The sequence below is a fragment of the Gemmatimonadaceae bacterium genome (genome assembly GCA_019637355.1).
Classification (GTDB): domain Bacteria; phylum Gemmatimonadota; class Gemmatimonadetes; order Gemmatimonadales; family Gemmatimonadaceae; genus Pseudogemmatithrix.
Map to the genome: position 1 here is coordinate 873,580 of JAHBVT010000001.1, position 24,184 is coordinate 897,763.

Here is a 24,184-nt window from a genome sequence, read left to right on the forward strand (position 1 = left end):
CCGCGTTTCGCGTTGCCGGACGCTAGCGCCGGACCCATATTGGCTAGCGGCGGGTATGCTGGGGAACCCCCGTCTCGCCGAGGGCACGTCAGCCCTCCGCGCGCGCGGGAGAACCGTCAAGAGCGGAGGCACCAATGGGTCGGCTCGGTTGGCTGGCTGCGGTAGTCGGGGTGCTGGCGCTGTCCGCGTCGGGCGGCGCCCAAGATTCTCCCCTGCGCGACATTGTGGGCCGCGTGGTCGGTCCGGACGGTGCGGGAATCCCGTCCGTGCTGGTCCGCGCGCAGCGCGGCGACGACGTGCGCGAGGCGCTCACCGACGAGTCGGGGAGCTACCGCATCGTGGGGGCGTGGGCCGGCACCTGGTCGGTGACGATGCGGCGCATCGGCTACGTCGCGGACTCGATGACCGTCGAGGTCACGGATGTGGCGCGACTGGACCGCCAGCTGGCGCGCGCCGCGCTGCGTGTGGACGGCCGCGTGATCACGGCATCGTGGTCCGGCGTCCACGGCGTGGTGGGCGATCGCGGGTACCAGCCACTGGCCGGTGCGACCGTCGAGGTCGTGGGGCGTGAGCTTTCGTCGGTCGTGACGCCCGAGGGGCAGTTCGCACTACCCGAACGCGTCGGCGCCCCGGTGCTGCTGCGCGTGCAGGCCCCCGGCTACGCGACGCGGCTCGTGTCGGCGCGCGTCCCGGAGGATGGCGCAATCGAGCTCTCCGTGCTGCTCGATCGCGCCGAGGGGCGCGGCATCAATTCCGTCATCGCGGACGAACTCGACCGACGGATGACGTGGTCGAGCCCCCTCGCCGCCCGCGTGACGCGCAGTGAGGTGCTGGCGACCGAGGCGCGCGACCTCAGGCTGGCGTTGGAACTGACTCCGTCGGTGAACGCGAAGGGGCTGCGCATCTCGCGCGCGGCCTGCGTCTTCGTGGATGGCGTGGCACGCCCGGGATTCCCGCTGGATGCCATCCGACCCGAGACCGTGGAGTTCATCGAGTTCTATGCGGGCGGTGCCGATCGCCAGGGCCTGTTGGCGCGTCGCTGGCCACCGCGGGGCGAGTGCGGCTTTGGCGGGCGCGGGCCGGTCGACGCACAGAACAGCGCCGGTGTGCAGTACGTCGTCGTGTGGACGCACAAGGCCTGAATGGGCGACACGGGGTCGGGCTGCCGTTAGTTTTCCAGACGGCAGTTCGACCCGGTAGCTCAGTCGGTAGAGCAACGGACTTTTAATCCGCAGGTCGTGGGTTCGATCCCCACCCGGGTCACTCGTCCTCCCAACGCAAGTCCACGTCCAGCGAGCTTCTCGTCGATGGCCACCCACGTCCGCCGCTCCGCGACTCGCACGCTGCTCGCCCTCGTGGCGGCGGCGAGCGTGCTCGTGACGCCGCTGCGGCTCTGGGGGGAGTGTCCGATGATTGATGCGCAGGCCAGCGTGGCGGACTTAGCGGCCGGAGCGGCGGACGCGCACGATGCGCACAGCGGTCACGACGGACACAATGACCAGCACGTACACGGACCCGCTGCCGCTGCAACCGAGCAGCCCGAGGGTAGCCGCGCACCGTCGCACGAGGTGTGCCTGGACTTGACGCATTGCGCGGTCGCCGTGCCGGCGATTGAGGTCGTGCATCTGGTCGCTGCTGGACCGCCTGCGGGCGAAGACGGATCGACAGTCCCGCTGGCGTACAGCACCGCCGCGCGTACGCTCGAGCCTCCGCCGCCGAAGCAGCGCTGAGCCCGCGCCCCGATCGGGCGCGATTGCGACCTCGATGGCCCGGCAGGCCCGCACCGACGCGGGCGGCGCGGGCGTCACACCCTTCGGCTCAACACAATGCGATACGCAACGATTGCGCTCGCCCTCGCGCTCATCAGCGGCGGGGCGGGTGCGCAGACCGACTTCTACAACACCGACCGTGGCCGCCCCCTGACCGTGGAGGACGCGATGGTCGTCGAACGACGCGCCATCGAACTCCAGCTGATTCCCTTGCGGGTCCAGCGCGTGGGGCCGGGAATGACCGCGTGGGGCACGGCCCCGGAAGTCGCCTTCGGCATCCTGCCGCGGACGCAGCTCGAGTTCGCGGCGCCGATCCGCTTCGTGGATCCCGGAGCACTGGGGCGCCCGCTCACCGGAGGCGCGGGCCTTGAGGTGGAAGTGCTGCACCAGCTGAATGCGGAGACGCAGCTCTGGCCCGCACTCGCGCTGGGCGCCGGCGTGCACGTGCCGGGCGGGGCGTTCGCGCCGGCACGCGCGCTGAGCACGGTGCGCGCGGCGGCGACCCGGACCCTGCCCTGGGGGCGTGTGCACCTGAACTACGCGTACACGCCCGGCGCCGCGCTCACGGCGAGCGACATCGGCGCGGACGAGCCGCGCTGGCTGGGCGGCATCGCCGTGGACCGCACCTTGCCGCTGCGCCAGCTGCTGTTCGGCTTCGACGTGACGGCGGAAGAGTCGCTCCTCGATGACGGCACCATCACCTGGCGTTCGGGGTTCGGGGTGCGGCGGCAGGTGGCCTCGCGGCTGGCGATGGATGCCGGGGTGTTCCGCCGGCTCAGCGGCGGCGCGCCGGAGTGGGGCTTCACGCTCGGCGGTGCCCTGGCATTCGCGCGTCCGCTGCGGACGGTGCCGCGCCCACGCGGCGTGCCGGTGCGCCCCGCGGCCTCGCAGTGGAGCACCGTGTACGAGCAGTTCTTCCTGCAGGCGCCGCACAACTTCTACTTCCGCCGCAACTATCCGGCAGCCGATCGGCTGTTCAACGCCTTCGACTACGGCCACGCAATCTTGTATGAGCTGCTCTGGACGCGGCCGGAGCAGGCGGTCGCGCTGCTCGAAGGACGAGAGTACGCGAAGCTCACGGGGCGCATCCTGAACCAGCCGCCGCGCCTGCCCGCCGTTGAGGACGCCATCGAGCCGATGTACACGCGCCTCGCGCCGGAGGCGAAGGCGATGTTCGAGTGGGCCCACCTCCTCCACCGCCAGGTGTACGACGTGTTGGCGGACGAGCGGCTGGACCAGGCGGCCAAGGACCGCGAGATGGCGCGGCTGGAGGCGTACTACTTCACGCGCCGCGACTTGGCCTTCAGCCGGCATCCTAAGTCGATGGCGCTGATGCAGGAGCAGCCGTACTCGCTCGCGTTCCGCGAAAACTTCCCGAAGTTCAACGGACTGATCTGGGCGTACCACTGGCTGCAGGTGGGCCTGTACGAGCCGCTGCTCGTGGGCGACGACGTCGTCGAACGGCAGGCGGGCGTCGCCGCGACGATCGCGCGGTTCCGGCAGATGACGCTCGACGGGCCGAACAACTACCCCGTCGTGATGCCGATGACCGCAGCCATCGCGCCGGAGTTCGCGCGGCGGTACCCCACGCTCGCCATCGTCTTCGACAACCTGCATTCGCTGCACGACGTCATCTCCGACATCCTCGCGAATCCGAATGTGGCGCGCGAGGCGAAGCGGGCCGAGATCATCAAGGCGGCCTCTGCCTATCGTGACGACACGACCGAGGTGATGACGGTGGAAGCCTGGCTCCGGATGACGGGGCATATGGGGGTGCAGAATCAAGGCGGCCCGGCCGTGGGATTCCTGCCCGCGCTTCCGACGCCGACGGTCCCCCGCGGCTTCGTGATGCGGCACGACAAGGACGGCAACCCGATCGGCGAGCATCATCATCACTAGGACGGGACGCGGGGTGGCCATCGACGATGGCCACCCCGCGTCGCATCGCCCCCTGCGCGGCCTCAGTACTCGCGGAACATCCGCTGAATCTCGACCGGGTCGCGGCTGCGGGTGAGCGCCAGCATCAACAGGATGCGCGCCTTCTGCGGCGTGAGGTGCTGCACGCTGATCATCGGCAGGGCAGCACGTTCGGCGACCATCGCGGAATCTTGAGCGGTCACTGGCGCGGCGGCGGAGTCGGGCCGTGCGGGCGGGGTGAAAAGCTGGGCGGCCGCCACGTTGTCACCCGACGGAAACGCGGCGACGACGAATACGCCGCGGCTGCGCAGGGCGCGGTAGGCCAGCGACTCGTCACGCGTGAAGCCCGTCGTGGTGACGACGATGCCGGCCGGGAGCGAGTCGAACTGCGGCCCCGTGCCACCAGGGAACGACACCGTCATCTCAACCCGAGGCAATGCCTCGACCCCGACGAGGTCGAACTCGCTGCGTGGCCCTCGACGGCGCACCGGTGCAAAAAAGAACTCGGGGCCGCCGGTTCCGACGACGCCGAGCATCCCCATCTCGCCGCCTTCGAACCCGCCGACGCGCTGATAGTGTTTGCGCACCTCGCGCGCCGAGATGATGCGGTCATCCATCACGACCAGCACGCCCTTGCCGGGTGCCTGCGGCGAGACCGCCGTGCGCACCGCCGCGAGCAGGTTCATCGGACCGTCGGGGCTGATGCCGGTGGCCGGGCGCTGTGCCCCGACCATCACGACGGGCTTCTCTGACCGCACGGTGAGGTACAGGAAGAACGCCGTCTCCTCGAGCCGGTCGGTGCCGTGCGTGACCACCACACCGGCGAGGTCGTTGCGCGTGCGGAGCACCTCATTGATGCGCCGCGAGAGTGCCACCCATTGCACCGGCGTGATGGCGGTGCTCGCCACGTTCGAGAACTGCTCAGTCTCCACGCGTGCGTGGCGGGCGAGCTCGGGCACTGACGCGATGATCTGCTCGGCCGTGAGGGTCCCGGCGCGGTAGCCGCCGAGCGTCCCGGGCGCCTGCTGGACGCCGGCGATCGTCCCGCCGGTCGCGATGACCAGCACCTTGGGCAGGCTGGCCGTGTCGGCCCGCGCCTGCGCGTTGGCGGGCGCGACGGGGGCGACGAGCATCAGCACGAGCGTGGCAAGGCGCAGCGTCGGCATTGGCATCAGGGCAAATGGGGGGACGGGGACGGCGGCTCGGGAGGACAATCTAGCGCGGTAGGGGATTCCCCTAGTAAAAATCCGCCTAAGCTTTATGGTGGCCACCCCTCCTTCCGGTGAGCTTCACGCTATGTCTGACGACCTGATTCGCGTAATCCTCGCCGACGACCACAGCGTCGTCCGAGCTGGCCTCAAGGCCGTGCTCGGAGCCGCCAAGGATATGCACGTCGTCGGGGAAGCAGCCAGCGGCCCCGAGGCGGTCGCGATGGCTGAGCGCCTGAAGCCTCACGTGGTGGTGATGGACCTCTCGATCGGCGAAGTGGACGGTGGGCAGGCCACGAAGATGCTGATCGAAAAGGGCATCCCCTCCAAAGTGCTGATCCTGACGATGCACCCCGAGGAGGAGTACCTGGTGCCGATGCTGGAGGCCGGCGCGAGTGGCTTCCTGCCCAAGACCGCCCCGGACCGCGAGCTGCTCGACGCGGTGCGCACGGTGGCGCGCGGCGAGGTGTACGTCCGCGCCGAGGCCGCACGCATCTTGGCCAAGGGCTACCAGCGCAAGGATCCGATGCACGAGGACCGCACGCGTTACGAGCGGCTGACGGAGCGCGAGCGCGACGTGCTGCGCCTGACGGCGCAGGGCTACAGCGCGCCGGAGATCGGCGAGCGGCTGTTCATCTCGCCCAAGACGGTGGACACGTACAAGCAGCGGATCCAGGACAAGCTCGGCCTCAGCCATCGGCACGAGTACGTGCAGTTCGCGCTGCGCCTCGGCCTGCTGCACGCCTAGCAGCCGGACGGCACAGCACTCGACGGCGCGCGCCCCGATTCCCCGGGGCGCGCGCCGTCGGCATATTCCGCGATGATGGTCTCCACGCAATCCAAGCTCCGGTTCATCGTCGGCGCAGGCGTCCTCTCGCTGCTGCTCATCGGCAGCGTGACGCTCGAGGCCACGCGCCGCGCGATGCACGGCGGGTCCGAGGATCCGGCGCTGCGCCTGGCGCAGGCGCTGGTGATCATCCTGATGATCCTCGCGGTGGTGCTGGCCTGGCTGGCTTACGCCAGCCTGCACGACGACCTCGTGAAGCGCGCCGAGGTGGAGTTGGCGTTGCGCGCGTCGGAGGCCAAGTTCTCGGGCATCCTCGAGATCGCCGCCGACGCCATCATCTCGGTGGACGACCGGCAGCGCATCATCCACTACAACTCGGGCGCCGAGCGCATCTTCGGGTGGACCTCGGCGGAGGCGTTGGGCCGCGAGCTGTCGTTCCTGCTGCCGCAGCGGCACCGCAGCACGCACGCGCAGCACGTGCAGGGCTTCGGCGGGTCGTCCGACCGGGCCCGCCAGATGGGCGAGCGCCGCGCCATCGCAGGCTTGCGGCGGGACGGCTCGGAGTTTCCGGCCGAGGCTTCCATCTCCAAACTCGTTCTCGCGAGCGGCGAGCGCATCTACACCGTGCTGCTGCGGGACGTTACCGACCGGCGGCAGAAGGAAGAGGCGCAGCGACAACTGACGCACGCGGTCTCCGTGCTGGGCGAAACGCTCGACGTGAGCGCGACCGAGCGCTCGATTGTACAGTTGCCGTTGGGCTGGCTGGGTGATGGAGCGATGCTGGTGGTGTTCTCGGGCGGGCAGAAGATGCGTCGCGTGCCGGCGCGGCCGGAGGGGAACCCCGCGTTGGAGGCGGCGCTGGCCCGCTTGGCGGAACGCGACATCGATATGGACTCGCCGTCGCGGGTGGTCGACGTGTTGCGCCGTGGCGAGGTAGAGGACGTCCCCGAGGTCACCGAAGAATGGCTGGAGGCGCACAGCAGCGACCGCGACGAACTCGACCGGCAGCGCGCCGTGGGGATGCGCTCGTTGCTGCTGCTGCCGCTTGTGGCGCGCGAGCACGTGCTGGGCGTGCTCAAGATCTTCCGTGCAGAGGCGTCGCGTCCGTTCACGGAGGCGGAGAAGGAGATTGCGGCTGAGTTGGCGTTGCGTGCGGCGTTCGCGTTGGACAACGCCCGTCTCTACGAGACGGCGCAGCAGGCGACCATCGCGCGCGACCACGCCTTGGGCGTGGTGTCGCACGACCTGCGCAATCCGATCTCCGCGATCGGGATGTGCGCGCGCGCCTTGCTGAGCGCGACGGCGGCGGACGATACCGAGCGCCGCGGGCTCGTCACGACTATCGTGGATTCCACCGAGCTGACGCAGCGGATGATTCGGGACCTGCTCGACGTCGCGAGCATTGAGCTCGGCCGCCTGGCGGTGGAGCGGCGCTTCGTGGCCGTACCGGCCGCGCTGGAGCGGGCGCTGGAGCTGTTCCGCCGCGACGCCGCCGAGCGGGGCGTGGCACTGCTTCTCGAGCCGCTTCCCGACCTGCCCGGCGTGCTTGGCGACGAGGAGCGCATCGTCCAGGTGCTGGCGAACCTGCTCGGCAACGCCCTGCGCTTCACCGACCGCGGAGGCAGCGTACACGTCGGCGCACGTCGGAGCAGGCACGCGGTCGAGATCTCCGTGCGCGACACCGGCGCGGGGATTCCGCCCGGCGAGTTGCCACGGATCTTCGAGCGCTACTGGACGGTGCGGCGCAACGCGCCCAAGGGCGGCACCGGACTTGGGCTGGCAATCGCGCGCGGCATCGTCGAGGCGCACGGCGGACGCCTCTGGGCGGAGAGCGTGGTGGGCAAGGGCAGCACGTTCCGCTTCACCGTGCCGGTCGGCTGAGCACCTCGCGGTACGACTGGTCGAGCCGGTCCATCTCGTGCTCCCAGGTGCGCTGCTCCGCGGTGGCGCGGGCGCCTTCACGCAATCGCAGCTGCAGGTCGCGGTCGGCGACGAGCCGGCGCATCGCGGCGACGCAGGCATCTACGTCCATCGCGGCGTAGGCGAGCCCGTTCCCCTCGTGCCGTAGGTGATCGGCCACCCCACCGGCGGGCGCCGCGATCACCGGCGTGCCTGCCGCCATCGCCTCGAGCACGACGAGGCCGAGCGTTTCGGTGGTGCTTGCGAAGAGGAAGGCGTCGGCACTGGCGTAGAGCGCCGGCAACTCGCGCTGACGGTCGAGGTTGCCGAGGAAGGTCACCGAACGCGGCGCGCGTGCCTTGAGTCGTTCGAGGCTCGGGCCTGCGCCGGCGACCACGAATCGGACGGCGGTCTCTCCAAGCTCCCGTTCGAGCTTGCCGAAGGCGTCGAGCAGGACCTCCACGCCCTTCTCCGGGGCGAGCCGTCCCACGTGCAGGAACGTGAAGGCATTGCCGAGGGAGAGACGCTGCCGCAACGTCATCGATCGCTTGGCCGGGTGAAACAGGACGTCGTCCACGCCGCGCCCCCAGACCTCCACATCCGCAAGGCCGAGCGCGAGGAGATCCGCGCGCGACGGCGCTGAGGGCGTGAAGATGCGTGCGGCATTGGAGTGGAAGCGCCGGATCCAGCGCTGCACCGGCTTCTTGAGGAAAGGCACGCCGTACGAAGCCGTGTACTTCGCGAAGTCCGTGTGGTACGAGGTGGTGACGACGATGCCGCGGTCGAGCGCGGCGCGCTGGCCCATCCGCCCGATGACGAACTCCGTTGCGCTGTGGACGACGTCGGGCCGGAAGCGGTGGACGACGTCGCGCACGGTGCGTCGTGCCGGCGCCGCGAGCCGGATGTCGCGGTACCCGGGGAGCGGAACCGACGGGATGGACGTGACGTGCTCGGCCGCGAGTCCGGGCGCAAACACGGCAGGCTGGTCGTCGGGATAGCGCGGCGCGATGACCTCGACGTCCCAACCGCGGGCGCGCAGTCCTTGCACGGAAAGCGCGGTGACGACGCTGACGCCGTTGACCTGCGGGGGATAGGTGTCGGTGCAGAAGAGGATGCGCATTGCGCTGGAGTCTCGCGGAATCGCGTCACCGAAAGGTGACGGCACGGTCACGGCTAGGCGAGCCCGTTTCGCGCGCGTGACCGAAAGGAGACCGCGCCGTCGGGTGGCTGTCGCCGAGCGCCTCGATCGTTGGGGTGTTCGCCGACCCTCCCACCCCGAGGTCTGCCGTATGCGAGAGACTCCCGTTCGCCGTGTGGTGCTGGTCGTGCTCGATGGCTTGCGCCCCGATGCCATCCCGCGCTTTCGTCTGCCGCACCTCAGCGCGCTCGCGGCGCGCAGCGCGTTCACGATGCGGGCACGCACCGTGCTGCCCAGCGTGACGGCCTGCGCTATGGCCTCGCTGCTCACCGGGGCGGCCCCGGAGCGCCACGGCCTGCAGAGCGATCGTTTCCACCTTCCGCGTCGCAGCGGCCCTCTGCATCCGCTGCCGCAGCTACTCGCCGAGCACCAGATGCCGACCTCGGCGCACCTGGCGGCGATGCCCCTGCTGTTCAGCGGTATCGCACACCGCATCGCAGCGCGCCTGGGCATCGCGCACTCACGGTTCCGCGGACACGGCTGCACGGAGATCCACGCCGGCGCACGCAGCGCCCTCCGGGAGCAGCGTCGCGGGCTGATCTTCCAGCACTGGCCGGACGCCGACCGGGCTGGGCACGCGCACGGGTGGATGTCCGACGCCTACGCGCGCGCCGCCTGGGAGATGGACGCGACGCTCGGGACGCTCTTGGGCGATGTGGATCTCAACGATCCGGCCACGCTCCTCATCGCGCTGGCGGATCACGGCGGTGGTGGCGCCGTACCGGACCACCACGACAGCGTGCACCCGCTGGATACCACCATCCCGCTGTTTCTTGCCGGCGGTGCCGTGCGCCGCGGCGAGCTGCCGGCGGGACGCTCCCTGCTGGACGTGCCGGCGACGGTATGCTGGGCGCTGGGCATCCCGCAGCCAGAGAGCTTTGCCGGACAACCGCTGACGATGGCGTTCGAGACGGCCGCCCTCGTCGCCGCCGCGTAGCCCGGCCGTTACGAGTCCGTTTCCTCGCCGACAGTCCCCTGCGACACGCCTCCACGAGACTGGAGTCACGATGATGCGAGCCCCTCTGATCACCCGCCTCGACGCCCGAGACCGCGCGCTGTTCCTGCGCTGGGTCATCGGCGACCACACGCCCCGTCGCGTGACGCGGGCGTGGACGCTGCTCACGCACGTGGGCGGTGCACGGGTGAGCATCTTGGCGGTGCTGCTCCCGATGCTCCTCGCGCCGGCGGCGTTCCAGATGGTCGCGATCAAGGCCGCGTGGGCGCTGACGCTGTCGCACCTCGTGGTACAGGTCATCAAGCGCGGCGTGCTGCGCGAGCGTCCTTCGGTGCGCGTGGTCGAGCAGACGCACGTGGCGGTGCCGGACAAGTTCTCGTTCCCGAGCGGGCACTCCTGCGCGGTGATGAGCGTGGCCTTCGTCTACGCGGCGGCCTACCCCGCCTTCGCCTGGCCGCTGCTGCTGCTCTCCGGGCTCGTCGGCTGGTCGCGGGTGCGGCTCGGCGTGCACTACCCCGGCGACGTGCTCGCCGGACAGGCGATCGCCATCGGCACGGGGCTCGCCGTCCTCGCGTTCTGGTGAGCGCAACCGCTCACGCGAACGCGCGCGCAAGCAGCCTGCGGCTCGCCATCTTCACCGACACCTTTACGCCGCAGGTCAACGGCGTCGCCCGCACGCTCGCCCGGTTGGCGCAGGCGGTGGAGGCGCGTGGAGGCGCGGTGCGCGTCGAGACGGTCGCGGATCCCGCCGCCGAGCCGGATGCCCGCGTGCACGGATGGCCCAGCACGCCGTTCTGGGCCTACCCGCAACTCCGGATGGCCGCGCCGCCCAAGGCCGAGGCTATTGCCCAGCTCCGGGCCTGGCGTCCGACTCTGGTGCACGCGGCGACGCCTTTCGGTGTAGGTCTCGCGGGCCGTGCGGCAGCGCGCGCGCTCGGCGTGCCGCTCGTGACCTCGTACCACACGTCGTTCACGGAGTACCTGCGGCACTACGGACTCAGCGCGCTCGACGCCGTCGCCTGGCCGTTCCTGCGCTGGTTCCACAACAGCGGACGCCGCACCTTCGCGCCCTCGCAGCTCGTGGCGCAGCAGCTGAGGCAGCAGGGATTCCGCGGCGTGCGCGTGTGGTCGCGCGGGGTGGATCCGCTGCGCTTCCATCCGCGCTTCCGTTCCACCGCGATGCGCGAGGCGATGGGCGCCGGTCCGGACGACCTCGTGGTGGCGTACGTCGGGCGCTTGGCGCCGGAGAAGGGGATCCACGTCGCGCTCGAGGGGATGCACCGCGTGGTCGCCGAGTCGGGCGGGCGCGTGCGCTTGGCGCTTGCCGGCGATGGCCCGGATGAGGCGCGTTGCCGCGCGATGGCGCCGCCGGGAACCTGGTTCGCCGGCTCGCTCTCAGGCGAGGCGCTCTCGGCCTTCTATGCCTCGGCGGACCTCTTCGTGTTTCCGTCCACGACGGAGACCTTTGGGAACGTCGTGCTGGAGGCGATGGCCTCGGGGCTGCCGGTGGTCGCTCCAGATACAGGCGCGACGCTGGAACTCGCCAGCACGGCCACCGCGCAGCTCTTCGAGGCCGGGTCCGCGGCGTCCCTCGCCGCCACTGTGCTCGCGCTGCTCGCCGATGCCGACCGGCGTGCCGCACTGCAAACGGCCGGACTCGCCGTGGCCGCGGCGCGCACGTGGAACTCGGTCTGGGACGGATTGCTCGCGGAGTATGCCGTCGTCTCCGGAGCTCGGGCGACCCGCGCGGCCTAAGCCACCCTCCGGTGACGGCTGTCACATCGTGCCGCCGGTGCCATCGAAATCGTCCATCGGGGTAGCACCCCGGGCCACCTCCCCAGATATTGCGTGGGTTCGGTCGGCCGGAAACCCATCGTGGCCCGAGGGGGTCCAATCACTCGATGGAATCGCGAATGACGACACCACGACACGCCCTGCTGATGGGGCTGTTGCTGCTCGGGGCCTGCGGACGCGCGGGCCTGCTGCCGCGCACCGCGCCCACGCCGCTCGCTGAGTCCGAGGCGCCGGCGGCCGCCGCTGTGCCCGAAGCGGAGGCGTCAACGGGCCCGGCCATCGGGCCGACGATGACGGAGGCCGACTCGGCGGAGCCGGAGAACGAGGTCGCCGCCGAGGCAGTACCGAACGATCCGCCGCCCGCCTGGGACATCGAGGTCGCGCCGTACGAGTCGCACCAGCGCGTGGAGCACTTCGTCCAGCGCTTCTCGGGTCCGCTGAAGGAGTCGTTCGAGATCGCGATGGAACGGCAGTCGCGCTACGCCCCGATGATCCGCGAGCGCCTGCGTGCCGGCGGCCTGCCCGAGGATATGATCTACCTCTCGCTGATCGAGAGCTGGTACGACCCGCACGCGTATTCGATCGCCGCCGCCGTGGGGATGTGGCAGTTTATGACGGCCACGGCCCGCGGTGTGGGGCTGCGGGTGGACTGGTGGGTGGACGAGCGCCGCGACCCGGTGCGCTCCACCGAAGCCGCCGTACGCTACCTCAACGAATTGCGCGAGACCTTCGGGTCGATCTACCTGGCATCCGCGGCGTACAACGGCGGGCCCGGGCGCATCTCGCGCGGCCTTGCGGCGCACGCCGACCAACTGAGCGGCGCGGCGGGTGATGACCTCTTCTTCGCCCTGTCGGATCAACCGCGCGCCCTGCACTCCGAGACGCGTGACTACGTGCCGAAGCTGATTGCGGCCGCGCTGGTGGGCAAGGATCCGGCGCGCTACGGCATCACGGTGCGCGCGGTGGAGCCCTGGAGCTTCGATTCCGTGCAGGTGGACGCGAATGTGCCCTTCGCCGCAGTGGCGAAGGCTGCTGGCGTGGATGTCAGCGAGATTCGCGAGTACAACTCGCAGTACCTGCGAGGAATGACGCCACCGACTGGCCACGCCGTGTGGCTGCGCGTGCCGGTCGGACGCGCTGAGGGCTTTGCCGAAGCCTTCGGGGCGCTGCCGGAGGAGGAGCGTACCGCCACCAAGCGGCACGTGACGCGTGACGGCGACTTCATCACGCGGATCGCGCGGGCCAACGGGCTCACGGCGCAGCAACTGAACTGGTACAACCCCACGGCGACGCGACTGGCCAACGGGAACCTGCATCCCGGCCAGCGCATCCTCGTGCCGCGACGCGATGTGGTCGCGGCCGCGCGCGACGTGCCGAACCCGAGCATCGAGCGCTACGGCGCCTCGTCCAACTATACGGTGCGCGCCGGCGATACGCTGGGTGCCATCGCGCGGCGCAACGGCACCACGGTGGCGCAGCTCAAGCGCTGGAATCGGCTGTCGAGCGACATCATCCGGCCGGGGCAGAGGCTGAGAGTCCGCTAGCGGGACGGATGACGGAGGACGGATGAGAGGAGGGGGCGCACCGAGCTATCGGCGCGCCCCCTTCCGTCTTCACTCTTTCACCTTCTCTAACAGCCTGACCTCGCCGATCCGCATCGCGGAGTCCACCGCCTTGGCCATATCGTAGACGGTCAGCAGCGCGACGCTTACCGCGGTCAGCGCCTCCATCTCCACGCCCGTCGGGCCGACGGTGCGGACCTCGGCTTCGCAGCGGACGCCCGGCAGCGATTCGTCCAGCGTGAACTGCAGTTGCACGTCCGTCAGGGCCAGCGGGTGGCAGAGCGGAATGAGATCTGAGGTGCGCTTGGCGGCCATCACACCGGCGATGCGGGCGGTGCCGAGCACGTCGCCCTTGGGGAGCTGGGCGTCGCGGACTTTGGCGAAGGCCTCGGCGCTCATCGTGATCTGGCCCGCGGCGCGGGCGCGGCGGCGCAGGCTCGGCTTGGCGCTGACATCCACCATCGCGGCCTCGCCGGCGGCGTTCACGTGCGAGAGGGGTTTGCTGGCCATCAACGGACTCCGGCGAGGGACTCGAGCAACTGTGCGGCGACGAGCTGCGGATTGGCGTTGCCTTCGGCTGAGCGCTTGGCGTCCTCGATGGCCGGCACCATCCGCACCGCCCGTTGTGCGGCGGCGTCATCGCCGCGGGCGGCGGCATCGCGGGCGCGCTCGTGCACCACGGCGGTGAGCGCGTCGAGTACGTCGGTGAATGCGCCGCGCGCCTTGGACGAGCCCGAGCCGAAGGCGGCACGGTAGCGCTGTTCGGGGCCCGCGTCGGCCGCGGCCAGCAGTTGGCGCGCCCGTGTGAGCGCGCCGTGCTGGTCGTCGCCATCGAGCAGGCGTCCGGGTGCACCGGCCGCGAGGCGGAGCAGTTCGGCCGGTTGCAGGTTGGGCAGCTTCGCGGCGACTGCGGCATCGGCGAGAAACGCGCGTACGGCATCGGCGGGTAGCGGCGGGACGCGGTACTGCACCACGCGCGAGCGGATGGTCTGGAGCAGCGCGTGCGGTTCGCTCGACGTGAGGATGATCGTCGTGTCGGCCGGCGGTTCCTCGAGCAGCTTCAGGAACATATTCGCCGCCTCGGGATTGGCCTGCTGCGGCACCATCCGTTCGGCGTCGCCGATGATCAGCACCTTGCGTGTCGCCAGCGCCGGTGAACGTGAGGCGACGAAGCGTAGGTACTTGGCGTCGCCCTTATAGATGCCGTAGGAGGCGTCGGGGCGCGCGTAGAGCCCCTGCGCCTCCGCGCGCTCGGCGATGCGTCCGTCCTGCAGCTCCTTGAGGTCGTCATACTCCCACTGCTCGGAGCCGGGGACCCGCTCGTGCGGGAAGACCCAGTGTACATCAGGGTGCTGGAGGCCGAGCGTGTAGCGGCAGTGCTGGCATTCGCCGCAGGGCTTGGAATTGCCGGAGCAAATCAGGCGCTGCGCCAGCCAAAGTGCGAGGCGTTGCTTACCCACGCCCGCTGGACCGTGCAGCAACAGCGAAGCGGGCAGGGCGCCCCGCTCCGCCTGCGCGGAGAGGCGTTCACGAAGCAACTCGTGGCCGTAGAGCGGAATCAGGGGCACATCTATAAAATAGTCCGTATGACTGCCTCTCGCGCTCTGCCCGTCGCGCTGGCCATCGCCGGCACGCTCTTCGTCCCGACACGACCGCTCGACGCGCAGGACGACGCGCAGGACGGCGCGCGGGTGCGCGCCCGCGACCTCGGCGTCGCACCGGGCGTGTTTAGCCCCGGCGCGCTCAATGCCATCACTGACGTCAGCGGCGTGCGCGTGGGGCAGGTGACGCTTATCGAAGGCGATGCCGTGCGCACCGGCGTGACGGCCATCCTGCCGCACGGCGGCAATCTCTACCGCGAACGCGTGCCCGCAGCGGTGCACGTGGGCAATGGCTACGGCAAGCTGCTGGGCGTGACGCAACTGCGCGAGCTGGGCGAGCTGGAGACGCCGATCTTGCTCACCTGCACGCTCTGTGTGTGGAAGGCCGCCGACGCGATGGTCGAGTGGCTGCTTGAGGCTCCCGATATGCAGCAGGTGCGATCGATCAACGCCGTGGTCGGCGAGACCAACGACGGCGGACTCAACGACATCCGCGCACGACCGGTGACGGCGCAGGCGGTGCGCAGGGCGCTCGAGGGCGCGAGCGGCGCGGCGGTGCAGGAGGGCAGCGTCGGGGCCGGCACCGGCACCGTCGCGTTCGGATGGAAGGGTGGCATCGGCAGCAGCTCGCGCGTGCTGCCGCAGCGTTTCGGGGGCTACACGGTGGGCGTGCTGGTCCAGAGCAATTTCGGCGGAGTGCTGCAGGTGCTCGGTGCGCCGGTAGGCCGTGAGCTGGGTCGCTATGCGTTCCAGCAGGCTGGCAGCGGCCAAGACGACGGCGACGGCTCGATTATGATCGTCGTCGCGACCGATGCACCGCTGAGCGATCGCAACCTCGAACGCCTCGCCTCGCGTGCGATGCTGGGACTCTCGCGCACGGGCAGCTCGGCGTCCAACGGAAGCGGCGACTACGTGCTCGCGTTCTCCACCGCTACCGAAGTGCGTCGCGCCTTCGACGCGCCAAGGCACAGCACGACGGAACTGGCCAACGAGGCGACGACGGCGTTGTTTCAGGCGGTAGTCGAGGCCACCGAGGAGGCGATCCTCAACTCGCTGTTTATGGCCACCAGCGTCACTGGCAGCGGGCGTTCGGTCGAGGCGATCCCGCTGGACCGCGTGCGCGAGGTACTGCGGAAGTACGGCGTCGCTGGACGCTAGCGCCCGGGTCTCGCGGAACGACCGCTGAGTTCGTCCACGTGGATGCGGAAGAGCAGTGCGCGCTCGGGCAGCGGGTCATCGGGCGTGAGCGCCTCGGGAATGATGCGTCGCACGATCTGCACGCCCTTCTCGTAGATGGCCTGCTCGTGCTCGCTGCCGTCCTTGCGCAGCAGGTAGAGGCCGCCCTTCACTACCACCGAGTCCCAGTCGAAGGTGTCGCGCACTTCGTCCACCTCGAAGGCCACCCAGCGATTGTGTGAGGCCATCTCGATCTTGGCGCCGGCGGCCGTGCGCCCGTACAGCCAGCCGTCCTCGTACACGTAGTGGATGGGCACGAGCTCGATGCGGTCGCGGTGCGCCACTGCCAGCCGACCGACCACGTGCCGGCCGAGGAGGGCGGTGCACTCCTCGGGGGTGAGCTCCCGGAACTCTGGGCGTGGCGTGGGCATCGACGGTCTCCTAGCGGCGCAAGGCGTCGTACGCGGCACAAACCCGTTGCAGCGCCTGCTCGGGCGTGTCGCCATCGGCAGAGAGGTGGCCCATCTTGCGACCTGGGCGCGCCTCCTTCTTCCCATACAGATGCACCCGCACGCCGGGAATCGCCAGCGCCTTGGTGACATCCGGCGCGCCGCCGTCCCAGAGATCGCCGAGCAGGTTGTGGATCGCGGCGGGGCGCACGACCTCCGTGCTGCCGAGCGGCAGGTGGCAGATGGCCCGCACGAGCTGCTCAAACTGACTCGTCGGGTGCGCGCGCTCGGAGTGGTGGAAGGTGTTGTGCGGCCGCGGCGCGAGCTCGTTCACGAGGAGCTGCCCGTCGCCGAGGATGAACATCTCCACCGCCAAGAGGCCGACGATGCCCAACGCCTCGGCGATGCGCAGCGCCAGCGATTCAGCGCGGTCCTGCATCTCGGCGTTCACGCCCGACGGCGTCACCGCCCAGGTGAGCACGCCGTCCGTGTGCAGGTTGCGCGAGGGTGGATACGCGACGCCAGTGCCATCGGCGCGGCGCGCGACCAAGACGGAGATCTCGGTGTGAATGTCGAGGAAAGCCTCGACGACGCAGACCGGCGCCTTGAGCTTCTCGAAAGCCGCCTTGCCCTCGGCGGCGGTCTTCACGCGCACCTGTCCGCGGCCGTCATAACCGCCCATCGCCGCCTTCACGATGCTCGGGCCCAGCGCGGCGACCGCCGCCTCGGCCTGCGCGGCATCGGTGACCACGCGGAATGCGCCGAGCGGAAAGTGATGGCGCTCCAGCCACTGCTTCTGCCGCGCGCGTTCCTGGATCGTGAACACCGGCTCGACGCCAGGGTGCAGGGGCGCCGTGCGGGCTACGGCTTCCAGCGAGGGGCGCGGGATCTGTTCGATTTCCAGCGTGACGGCGGCGCAGCCCTGCGCGAGCTCGGCCGCCGCGGCCGCATCGCTCCAGGCGGCGGTAATCGTGTGCGAGGAAACGCCCCGGGCAGGGCAGTCCTTCTCCGGATCCAGTACCCGCACGTCGTAGCCCAGCGTGCGGGCGGCCATCGCCGTCATCCGTCCGAGCTGGCCACCACCGAGGAAGCCGAGAGTCGCGCCGGCGGGGACGGCGTCGCGTGCCCCGCCGCTCACGGCAGGGTCTGGGCGCGGACGTCGGCCGCGCGGCTCTCGCGCCACGCGCGGAGCTTGGCGCGGATCTCCGGGCGATGCGTGCCCACGATCTCTGCGGCAAGGATGGCCGCGTTGGTCGCGCCTGGCTTGCCAATGGCCAGCGTGCCCACCGGTACGCCGGCCGGCATCTGTACGATGCTGAGCAGGGCGTCGAGCCCGTTGAGCGTCGTGGCGTTCACCGGCACGCCGAGCACCGGCACCAGCGTCTTGGAGGCGACCATTCCCGGGAGGTGTGCCGCGCCACCAGCCGCCGCGATGATCACCATCAGCCCGCGCGACTCGGCGGACTCGGCGTACGCGAACATCTCGTTCGGCGTGCGATGGGCCGAGACGACCTTGGCCTCATAGGGGACGCCGAGGTGGGCCAGCAGTTCGCAGGCCGGGGCGAGGTGCTCGTAGTCGGACTTCGAGCCCATAATGACGCCGACAAGTGGTGCGGTCATAGGCGAAATATGCCCGCAGGGCGGGGGTCGGCGCCACGCGGAGTGAAGCGGCGCTGGGCTGCGCCCGCTTCAGCGCCCCCGGTCGATCACGAACCGCCCCACCTGCGGGACGTCGTCCTCGCCGACGATGACGAGTAGCACCACGTCGCCGCGGACGACGAAGGGGGCCCAGGTCGAGGTGCGCACGCCGTCGAGCGAGACCGTCGCCTCGTGCCGTCCGTCGGACGTGATGATATCGAAGAGGATGCCGCCCTCGGCCTTGTCGCGACGCACCCAGAGGCGGTTGCGGTCGTCCACGCTCAGCCGGAGGATGGCCGGCTTTGCTTTGGGGATGCGCGAGAAGTCGAGGCCCGTAGGCCCACGCGACTCGATCTCGCGGATGACCGAATCGCGTTCCGCGGCAGAGACCGGCAGCGGCGGCGCTTCGAGCGCAACGCGGACAGTGTCGCCGGCCGCGCCGAGGCGGAGTAACTCGTAGTTCGCCGTGCTGGGTGCGCACCAAGTCGCGCCGGTGCCGTCGATGGTGTGCGCCGGGCGCGGAGCCCACGGGATCTGGCGGTAGGAGATTGAGCGGTCGGTGCGCGTGATCCACATCGCGGCTTCGCTCTGCTCGCGGGTCCCGCACTCGGCCCGCATCGCGAGGGAGTCCACGCCGCTGCGGTCCGCGCGGTAGCCCACGACGCGGTAGGCGCCGCCGACGCCGGGTTCGCAGTCGTAGTCCACGATCCGCTCTGGTGTAACGTGCGGTGCCCAGGTGCCCTGCGACCAGCAGTACTGCATCGCCCACGAATCCTTGTAGTTGCCATCGGCGTCGAAGATCGTAAACCTCGAGTTCGCCGCGTCGCGTACCCAGAGCAGTCCGTCCGAGGAGAACACGATGCCCTCGGCGTTCTCCAGCTCGCCGGGGCCTCGGCCCTTGCGCCCGATGGTCTTGACGTGCGCGCCGCTGCGATCGAACACGCGGATGTCCTGCGTGCTGTGCTCGTAGATGTAGATGCGTCCGTCGGCGCCCTCTTCGATCCCCTTCACCCACGAGAAGGACGTCGGCCCCACGTCGCCTTCGCCGATGCGCAGGGTCTCACGAAGGGTCCAGGTCGGCGCATCGGTGCCGTCGCGATCCTTCGCGCAGGCGGTGAGGAGAAGGCAGGCAGTGACCAGCGTCAGTGTGCGCACGGGGGCTCCAAGAGTCAGGTTCGGGCGAGGTCGAGCAGGGCGGTCACGGTGTTCAGGTTGCGTCCGGTGCCGACATCGGCGAACGGGATTCTGAGCTTGCTTGTACCCATCCCGTGGGGAAAATGGATGAAGATCTCGCGTCCGCGGGCGACGAGCCGTTCGCTGCCGGGCGGCTTGGTCGTGCGGACGGCGGCCTCATCGGCCTTCGTCGGCAGGAACAGCACGAGGAGTTGCCTGGGGTCGGCCTCGGGGAAGGGATTCTCGCGCAGAACGGCGGTGAGATCCGCCTCGCTGCGCATCAGCACGCCCACGGGCTTGCCAATCCGCGCCGCGAGGGCGTCGGCGAGGACACGCTGGGCTGCGGGGGCCGCCTTCCGAGAGTCGAAGACGACGTTCCCCGACTGGATGTACGTCCGGACGTTCTGGAACCCGAGGTCTTCGCAGAGGGCCCGCAGGTCGGCCATCGGGAGCTTGCCGGTGCCGCCCACATTAATGGCGCGCAGAAGGGCGATATGGGTGGGCATCTAGCCCAAAATGCGAGACGCCCCGACCTTTGGAAAGGTCGGGGCGTCTCAAGCTCCGGCGACAGGACTCGAACCTGTGACCCGGTGATTAACAGTCACCTGCTCTACCAACTGAGCTACGCCGGAATAGACGCTAAAACTAATCCCCTGCGCCCCCCGCGTTCAAGGCGTCCCGCGCTCCAATCTGGCGCGGAACCCGTCCCCGAGAGGCCCCGTACGGCCCGCTATGCTCAGCTCACTCTTCGTCGGCTTCGAGGCGCTCCGCGCCAATCCCCTGCGCTCCCTGCTCTCGACCCTCGGCGTCGTGATGGGCGTGGGCGCGATGGTCTCCGTGCTGTCGATGGGGGACGGCGTCGAGCGCTACGCGCGTGAGCAACTGGAGCGCACGACCGACCTCCTCGAGGTGATGGTCTCGCCGCAGACTGGCGTGAGCGTGGATGGCCAGTCCCTGCGGCGCGACGACTTCACCCAGTTCGGCCCGAGCGACGTCGCGGCGATCCGCACGCGGATCCCGCAGGCCGCGCGGGTGTCACTGGCGGCGAGCTCTGGCGTGCTGGTCCGCCTGGGGGCCGACGCCGCACCTCGGGCCTTCGCGGTGCGAGGGGTGGAGGTCGCGGCCGCCGCGGCGACGCGGCCGGCGCCAGCCGCGGGTCAGTGGTTTGCCGACCGCGACACAGCGGTCGCGGTGGTGAACGATCGCGTGGCCGCCGTGCTCTCCGGAGACAGCAGCGAGGTCACCAAGGCGCTGGGACTCACGCTGGCGCTGCGCGGGGCGCCGCATCGCATCGTCGGCGTGATCGTGGAAGCCGACCGCGCACCAACGCTCGACGTGTGGGTGCCAATCGCCGACGCCGCGCGTGCGCTGCCACCCAACACACCTCATCGCATCGCCGTGACGGCCCGCCGCATCGAGGACGTCGAGGGCATCCTCGCCGCGCTCGAGGGCTGGGCTGGCGAGCGCTTCGGCGCGCGATGGAAGGACGAAGTCGTGATCGCGTCACGCCGCGCACGCGCCGAGCAGGCGGCGTCGGCAATGTTGGTCTTCAAGCTGTTGATGGGCGCCATCACCGGTGTGGCACTGCTGGTGGGCGGCGTCGGGATTATGAACGTGCTGCTCGCGACCGTGGCCGAGCGCACGCGGGAGATCGGCATCCGCAAGGCCGCTGGTGCGAAGCAGCGCGACATCCTGGTCCAGTTTCTCGCCGAGTCGGTAGCGATCGCCTCGACGGGCGCAGCGCTCGGCGTACTCTTGGGCATCAGTGTGGCCTACGGCGCCGCGTGGGTGATGCGCGCGCAGACTGACGCGCCGGTCTACGCTGCCGTGACCGTCGGCACGGTGGCGTTCGCGGTCGGCATCTCGGTCGCGATTGGGCTCGTGTTTGGCCTCTACCCCGCGCGGCGCGCGGCGCGGCTCAGCCCGATCGAGGCGATCCGGCACGAGAGCTAGCCACCGGCTAGCGCTTGCGGCGTACCGCGACAGTCGCCGTGGCCGCGATGACGGCGGCGACCAGCGCCGCTGCCGCACGTTGCACGCGCTTGTCCTTCGCTGCCCTGGTGACGGCGGCCTTCGCACTCTTCAGCGCGCTCCGCGTCGTCTTCGCTGCCGACTTCTGGGTGGTCTTTGCGGTCTTCACCGCCGCCCGTACCTTCTTGCGCACCTGCCGCTTGGTGATCGCCATCGCGTCTCTCCGTGAGTGGGGATGCGAGGCTTATACCCCGAGGAAGGGCGCCAAGTGCCGCGCGGTGAGTGAATTCTTCGCTCGAGCCACCTGCTCGGGCGTGCCCATCGCCACCACACGCCCGCCGTCATCGCCGCCGTTGGGTCCGAGATCGATCACCCAGTCGGCGCGCTTCACGACGTCCATATCGTGCTCGATGACGATGACCGTGTGCCCGTTGTCGACGAGGCGGTCGAGCACGGCGCAGAGCACCTCGACGTCCCGCGGGTGCAGGCCGGTGGTCGGCTCATCCAGGATGTAGCACTTGCGACCGCCCTTCTTGGCGGCGAAGGCGAGTTCGCGCGCCACCTTCAGCCGCTGCGACTCTCCGCCAGAGAGCGTCGTCGCGGGTTGTCCGAGCCGCAGGTATCCGAGGCCCACCTGCTGGATCTGCCAGAGCGCCTGCCCGAGCTTTTCTTCGCGCGGGAAGAACCGGATGGCTTGGTCCACGGTCATCTCGAGCACGTCGGTGATGCGCTTGCCGAAGTACGTGACGTCGAGGACCTCCGGCTTGTACCGCGTGCCGCCGCAGGTCTCGCAGGGCACGAACACATCCGCCATAAACACCATCTCGACCTCGAGCGCCCCGGCGCCCTCACAGGTCTCGCAGCGGCCGCCCGCCACGTTGAACGAGAAGGTCCCGGCCGTATAGCGCCGCTGCCGCGCCAGGGGCACCTCGGCGAAGATGCGTCGGATCTCGTCGAAGGCCTTCACATAGGTGACGGGATTCGACCGCGGCGACTTTCCGATGGGCTCTTGGTCCACGAGCACCACGTCGTCGAGCGCCTGCCATCCCTCGAGCGATTCATAGGCGCCGACGCGTTCGCCGAGGTGCTGGCGCGCGCTGTGCTCGCCGGTCAGCAGGCGCTCGAGCGCGCGGAAGAGGACGTCGTGCACGAGCGTGCTCTTGCCGCTGCCGCTGACGCCGGTGACGCAGGTGAGCGCGCCGAGCGGGATCTTCACGCTCACGTTGCGCAGGTTGTGCTCGCGTGCGCCGTCGAGCGTGAGCCACTGCGGTCCGGCGCGGCGGCGCTTCGCGGGGACGGCGATGGTCCGTGCGCCGGTGAGGAACTGGCCGGTGAGCGGGCTGCTCGCCGCGTCGACTGTCGGGCCGCTGAACACGACCTGGCCGCCTTGCTCGCCGCTGGCGGGGCCGAGTTCGAGCATCCAGTCGCTGAGGCGGATGGCATCGAGGTCGTGCTCCACCATCAAGACGGTATTGCCGGTGTCGCGCAGGCGCTTGAGCAAGTCGAGCAGGCGCCCGAGGTCGCTCGGGTGCAGTCCGATGCTGGGTTCGTCGAGCACGTAGAGCGTGTCGACGAGGCGCGCCCCGAGCGAGTTTGCGAGGCCGATGCGCTGGGCCTCGCCACCGGAGAGCGTCCGTGTGGCGCGGTCGAGTGAGAGGTAGGTCAGCCCGACGTCGCAGAGGAACGCGATGCGGTCGCGCGCCTCGCGGAGGATGTGTGCAGCGATGGCCGATTCCTGCGCCGAGAGCTCGATCGTGTCGAGCCACGCACGCAGGAGCCCGACCGGCATCGCTTGGACTTCGGCGATACTCTTGCCGGCGATGCGCACCTGCAGGGCTTCCGCCCGCAGGCGCGCGCCGCCGCAGGCGGTACAGGTCTGCGCGGTCTGGTATTGCCGCAGGAATATGCGGATGTACTGCTTGTATTTCTTGGGCTCGAGCGCGTCGAGGAAGGGGAACATCCCGACGTAACCCTTCGCCTTGCCGCGCAGGAGTTTCTCGCGTTGGCCGGCGGCAAGGTCGCGCCACGCGACATCCAATGGAATGCCGTTGGCTTTGGCGAACTCGGCGAGCGCGCGCCGCTTGTTCTCGTACCGAGGCTTGGTCCAGGGGTCGAGCGCACCCTGCGCGAGCGAGCGCTCGGGGTATGGCACGATCAGCGCTTCGTCGTACTCCAGCGTCGCCCCGAATCCGTTGCAGGTCTCACAGGCGCCGCGCGGATTATTGAACGAGAAGAGCTGCGGTGTGGGCTCGGGCGCGACGTGGCCGTCGTTTGGGCAACGGAAGCTGGTGGTGAAGCGCAGCGGCGCAACGGCGTTCCGCGGGCTGGACGCATCCGTCGGCTGGTCTACGGGCACCACCACGGCGTCGCCATCGCCTTCGCTGAACGCGGTCTCCAGCGCGTCGGCGAGTCGCGTGCGTGCCGCCGGCGACACCGCGAGGCGATCGGTGACGACGAGCAGCTCCGCGACCTTGGTCAGGTTCGGCTTGCTGCCCGTGAGTTCGTCGAGGTGCAAGACGGCGCCATCGGCGATGACGCGCACGAAGCCCTTGGCGCGCAGATGCTCGAGGATGCGCGCGTGCGTGAGCTTGGACGAGCGCGCGAAGGGGAAGCTCACCAGCAGCCGCGTGCCCTCCGGCAGCGCGAGCGCGGCATCGCAAGCGGACTCGGCCGAATCCGGCTTGAGTACGCGGCCGCAGTGCGGGCAGATGGTGCGGCCGACGCGGGCCCAGAGCAGGCGCAGGTAGTCGGTGATCTCGGTGGCCGTGCCGACGGTGGAGCGCGAGGTGCGCGTGGGATTCTTCTGTTCGATCGCCACGGAGGGCGAGAGCCCGTCGATGGCGTCGACGTCGGGTTTGGGCATCCGCTCGAGGAACTGCCGCGCGTAGGCGGAGAGCGACTCGACGTAGCGGCGCTGGCCTTCGGCGTAGATGGTGTCGAAGGCGAGCGAGGACTTCCCCGAGCCCGAGGGCCCGGTGACGACGGTGATGGCGCGGCGGGGAAAGTCCACGGACACGTCGCGCAGGTTGTGCTGGCGCGCGCCGCGGACGACGATGCGGTCTTTCATCGGATGCGAATACTAAACTA

General features: G+C 70.0%; 22 protein-coding genes and 2 tRNA genes. 12 read left to right on the plus strand and 12 right to left on the minus strand.

Translation table 11 applies throughout. From position 1 onward, the window contains the following. Nucleotides 1-134: 134 nt before the first annotated feature. The 4 genes from KF689_03935 to KF689_03950 all read left to right on the plus strand — a co-directional run bounded on the left by KF689_03935 (nt 135) and on the right by KF689_03950 (nt 3,668). Nucleotides 135-1,142, plus strand: coding sequence for a carboxypeptidase regulatory-like domain-containing protein (locus KF689_03935; GenBank protein MBX3132529.1), 1,008 nt, complete (start codon nt 135-137; stop codon nt 1,140-1,142). Nucleotides 1,143-1,190: 48 nt separating this feature from the next. After that, nucleotides 1,191-1,263: transfer RNA gene (locus KF689_03940), tRNA-Lys, on the plus strand. A 44-nt stretch (nt 1,264-1,307) separates the two neighbouring features. Further along, on the plus strand, nt 1,308-1,730 hold the full coding sequence (locus KF689_03945; GenBank protein ID MBX3132530.1) for a hypothetical protein: 423 nt from the start codon (nt 1,308-1,310) through the stop codon (nt 1,728-1,730). 96 nt (nt 1,731-1,826) lie between these two features. Next, nucleotides 1,827-3,668 carry a hypothetical protein gene (locus KF689_03950; GenBank protein MBX3132531.1) on the plus strand — a complete coding sequence of 614 codons (1,842 nt, stop codon included), beginning with the start codon at nt 1,827-1,829 and terminating at the stop codon, nt 3,666-3,668. Between the two features lie 62 nt (nt 3,669-3,730). Here the strand turns inward: KF689_03950 and KF689_03955 are convergent, their stop codons facing one another. Then, on the minus strand, nt 3,731-4,858 hold the full coding sequence (locus KF689_03955) for an asparaginase (protein ID MBX3132532.1): 1,128 nt from the start codon (nt 4,856-4,858) through the stop codon (nt 3,731-3,733). Between the two features lie 124 nt (nt 4,859-4,982). Between KF689_03955 and KF689_03960 the strand changes: the two genes are divergently transcribed. Both KF689_03960 and KF689_03965 read left to right on the plus strand, forming a co-directional pair. Continuing rightward, nucleotides 4,983-5,642 carry a response regulator transcription factor gene (locus KF689_03960; GenBank protein MBX3132533.1) on the plus strand — a complete coding sequence of 220 codons (660 nt, stop codon included), beginning with the start codon at nt 4,983-4,985 and terminating at the stop codon, nt 5,640-5,642. 72 nt (nt 5,643-5,714) lie between these two features. Then, a complete protein-coding gene (locus KF689_03965) occupies nt 5,715-7,562 on the plus strand; it encodes a PAS domain S-box protein (protein ID MBX3132534.1) in 1,848 nt (615 codons plus the stop codon). Here the strand turns inward: KF689_03965 and KF689_03970 are convergent. Further along, the gene (locus tag KF689_03970; GenBank protein MBX3132535.1) at nt 7,543-8,700 is read right to left on the minus strand and encodes a glycosyltransferase family 1 protein; all 1,158 of its coding nucleotides are present in this window, start codon (nt 8,698-8,700) and stop codon (nt 7,543-7,545) included. The two genes, KF689_03965 and KF689_03970, sit on opposite strands and share 20 nt — an antisense overlap. A 169-nt stretch (nt 8,701-8,869) precedes the next feature. Between KF689_03970 and KF689_03975 the strand changes: the two genes are divergently transcribed. The 4 genes from KF689_03975 (at nt 8,870) to KF689_03990 (ending at nt 13,071) form a co-directional block, all read left to right on the plus strand. Then, complete coding sequence (locus KF689_03975; protein MBX3132536.1) at nt 8,870-9,715, plus strand: alkaline phosphatase family protein; 846 nt, start codon at nt 8,870-8,872, stop codon at nt 9,713-9,715. Between the two features lie 70 nt (nt 9,716-9,785). Beyond that, a complete protein-coding gene (locus KF689_03980) occupies nt 9,786-10,316 on the plus strand; it encodes a phosphatase PAP2 family protein (protein MBX3132537.1) in 531 nt (176 codons plus the stop codon). Beyond that, nucleotides 10,313-11,488 carry a glycosyltransferase family 1 protein gene (locus KF689_03985; GenBank protein ID MBX3132538.1) on the plus strand — a complete coding sequence of 392 codons (1,176 nt, stop codon included), beginning with the start codon at nt 10,313-10,315 and terminating at the stop codon, nt 11,486-11,488. Before KF689_03980 ends, KF689_03985 begins: the two co-directional genes overlap by 4 nt. Nucleotides 11,489-11,646: 158 nt before the next feature. Further along, nucleotides 11,647-13,071: a LysM peptidoglycan-binding domain-containing protein gene (locus KF689_03990; protein MBX3132539.1), complete on the plus strand. Its 1,425-nt coding sequence runs from the start codon at nt 11,647-11,649 to the stop codon at nt 13,069-13,071. A gap of 69 nt (nt 13,072-13,140) precedes the next feature. Here KF689_03990 and moaC read toward each other — a convergent pair whose 3' ends face one another. Together moaC and KF689_04000 are read right to left on the minus strand one after the other, a co-directional pair. After that, the gene (moaC, locus tag KF689_03995; protein MBX3132540.1) at nt 13,141-13,599 is read right to left on the minus strand and encodes a cyclic pyranopterin monophosphate synthase MoaC; all 459 of its coding nucleotides are present in this window, start codon (nt 13,597-13,599) and stop codon (nt 13,141-13,143) included. After that, nucleotides 13,599-14,657, minus strand: coding sequence for a hypothetical protein (locus KF689_04000; GenBank protein ID MBX3132541.1), 1,059 nt, complete (start codon nt 14,655-14,657; stop codon nt 13,599-13,601). The genes moaC and KF689_04000 overlap by 1 nt, the downstream gene beginning before the upstream one ends. A gap of 18 nt (nt 14,658-14,675) precedes the next feature. Between KF689_04000 and KF689_04005 the strand changes: the two genes are divergently transcribed. After that, entirely contained in the window at nt 14,676-15,848 is a 1,173-nt protein-coding gene (locus tag KF689_04005; protein MBX3132542.1) for a P1 family peptidase, read from the plus strand. On the opposite strand, the gene KF689_04010 is transcribed toward KF689_04005, so the two are convergent. The 6 genes from KF689_04010 to KF689_04035 form a co-directional block, all read right to left on the minus strand. Next, nucleotides 15,845-16,297, minus strand: coding sequence for a pyridoxamine 5'-phosphate oxidase family protein (locus KF689_04010; protein MBX3132543.1), 453 nt, complete (start codon nt 16,295-16,297; stop codon nt 15,845-15,847). The two genes, KF689_04005 and KF689_04010, sit on opposite strands and share 4 nt — an antisense overlap. 10 nt (nt 16,298-16,307) lie before the next feature. Then, entirely contained in the window at nt 16,308-17,453 is a 1,146-nt protein-coding gene (gene purK, locus KF689_04015; protein MBX3132544.1) for a 5-(carboxyamino)imidazole ribonucleotide synthase, read from the minus strand. After that, complete coding sequence (gene purE, locus KF689_04020) at nt 17,450-17,935, minus strand: 5-(carboxyamino)imidazole ribonucleotide mutase (protein ID MBX3132545.1); 486 nt, start codon at nt 17,933-17,935, stop codon at nt 17,450-17,452. The genes purK and purE overlap by 4 nt, the downstream gene beginning before the upstream one ends. 69 nt (nt 17,936-18,004) lie before the next feature. Then, entirely contained in the window at nt 18,005-19,108 is a 1,104-nt protein-coding gene (locus KF689_04025; protein MBX3132546.1) for a 6-bladed beta-propeller, read from the minus strand. A 14-nt stretch (nt 19,109-19,122) separates the two neighbouring features. Continuing rightward, nucleotides 19,123-19,632 (minus strand): DUF1697 domain-containing protein, encoded by a 510-nt coding sequence (locus KF689_04030; protein MBX3132547.1) that lies wholly within the window; start codon nt 19,630-19,632, stop codon nt 19,123-19,125. 53 nt (nt 19,633-19,685) lie between these two features. Further along, nucleotides 19,686-19,758: transfer RNA gene (locus tag KF689_04035), tRNA-Asn, on the minus strand. 100 nt (nt 19,759-19,858) lie between these two features. On the opposite strand from KF689_04035, the gene KF689_04040 reads away from it, so the two are divergent. Beyond that, nucleotides 19,859-21,079, plus strand: coding sequence for an ABC transporter permease (locus KF689_04040; GenBank protein ID MBX3132548.1), 1,221 nt, complete (start codon nt 19,859-19,861; stop codon nt 21,077-21,079). 7 nt (nt 21,080-21,086) lie between these two features. Here the strand turns inward: KF689_04040 and KF689_04045 are convergent, their stop codons facing one another. Both KF689_04045 and uvrA read right to left on the minus strand, forming a co-directional pair. After that, nucleotides 21,087-21,311, minus strand: a complete 225-nt coding sequence (locus tag KF689_04045) for a hypothetical protein (protein MBX3132549.1) — start codon at nt 21,309-21,311, stop codon at nt 21,087-21,089. 30 nt (nt 21,312-21,341) lie between these two features. Beyond that, nucleotides 21,342-24,164 (minus strand): excinuclease ABC subunit UvrA, encoded by a 2,823-nt coding sequence (gene uvrA / locus KF689_04050; protein MBX3132550.1) that lies wholly within the window; start codon nt 24,162-24,164, stop codon nt 21,342-21,344. Nucleotides 24,165-24,184 lie beyond the last annotated feature (20 nt).

Bases quoted from the DNA above. Each gene is read 5' to 3' on its own strand.
- KF689_03975 (MBX3132536.1), top strand. From the start codon at position 8,870: ATGCGAGAGACTCCCGTTCGCCGTGTGGTGCTGGTCGTGCTCGATGGC.
- KF689_03965 (MBX3132534.1), top strand. From the start codon at position 5,715: ATGATGGTCTCCACGCAATCCAAGCTCCGGTTCATCGTCGGCGCAGGC.
- KF689_04045 (MBX3132549.1), bottom strand. From the start codon at position 21,311: ATGGCGATCACCAAGCGGCAGGTGCGCAAGAAGGTACGGGCGGCGGTG.
- KF689_04010 (MBX3132543.1), bottom strand. From the start codon at position 16,297: ATGCCCACGCCACGCCCAGAGTTCCGGGAGCTCACCCCCGAGGAGTGC.
- KF689_03960 (MBX3132533.1), top strand. From the start codon at position 4,983: ATGTCTGACGACCTGATTCGCGTAATCCTCGCCGACGACCACAGCGTC.
- uvrA (MBX3132550.1), bottom strand. From the start codon at position 24,164: ATGAAAGACCGCATCGTCGTCCGCGGCGCGCGCCAGCACAACCTGCGC.
- moaC (MBX3132540.1), bottom strand. From the start codon at position 13,599: ATGGCCAGCAAACCCCTCTCGCACGTGAACGCCGCCGGCGAGGCCGCG.
- KF689_04005 (MBX3132542.1), top strand. From the start codon at position 14,676: ATGACTGCCTCTCGCGCTCTGCCCGTCGCGCTGGCCATCGCCGGCACG.
- KF689_03955 (MBX3132532.1), bottom strand. From the start codon at position 4,858: ATGCCAATGCCGACGCTGCGCCTTGCCACGCTCGTGCTGATGCTCGTC.
- KF689_03990 (MBX3132539.1), top strand. From the start codon at position 11,647: ATGACGACACCACGACACGCCCTGCTGATGGGGCTGTTGCTGCTCGGG.
- KF689_03945 (MBX3132530.1), top strand. From the start codon at position 1,308: ATGGCCACCCACGTCCGCCGCTCCGCGACTCGCACGCTGCTCGCCCTC.
- KF689_04040 (MBX3132548.1), top strand. From the start codon at position 19,859: ATGCTCAGCTCACTCTTCGTCGGCTTCGAGGCGCTCCGCGCCAATCCC.
- KF689_03950 (MBX3132531.1), top strand. From the start codon at position 1,827: ATGCGATACGCAACGATTGCGCTCGCCCTCGCGCTCATCAGCGGCGGG.
- KF689_03980 (MBX3132537.1), top strand. From the start codon at position 9,786: ATGATGCGAGCCCCTCTGATCACCCGCCTCGACGCCCGAGACCGCGCG.
- KF689_04030 (MBX3132547.1), bottom strand. From the start codon at position 19,632: ATGCCCACCCATATCGCCCTTCTGCGCGCCATTAATGTGGGCGGCACC.
- KF689_03970 (MBX3132535.1), bottom strand. From the start codon at position 8,700: ATGCGCATCCTCTTCTGCACCGACACCTATCCCCCGCAGGTCAACGGC.
- purE (MBX3132545.1), bottom strand. From the start codon at position 17,935: ATGACCGCACCACTTGTCGGCGTCATTATGGGCTCGAAGTCCGACTAC.
- KF689_03935 (MBX3132529.1), top strand. From the start codon at position 135: ATGGGTCGGCTCGGTTGGCTGGCTGCGGTAGTCGGGGTGCTGGCGCTG.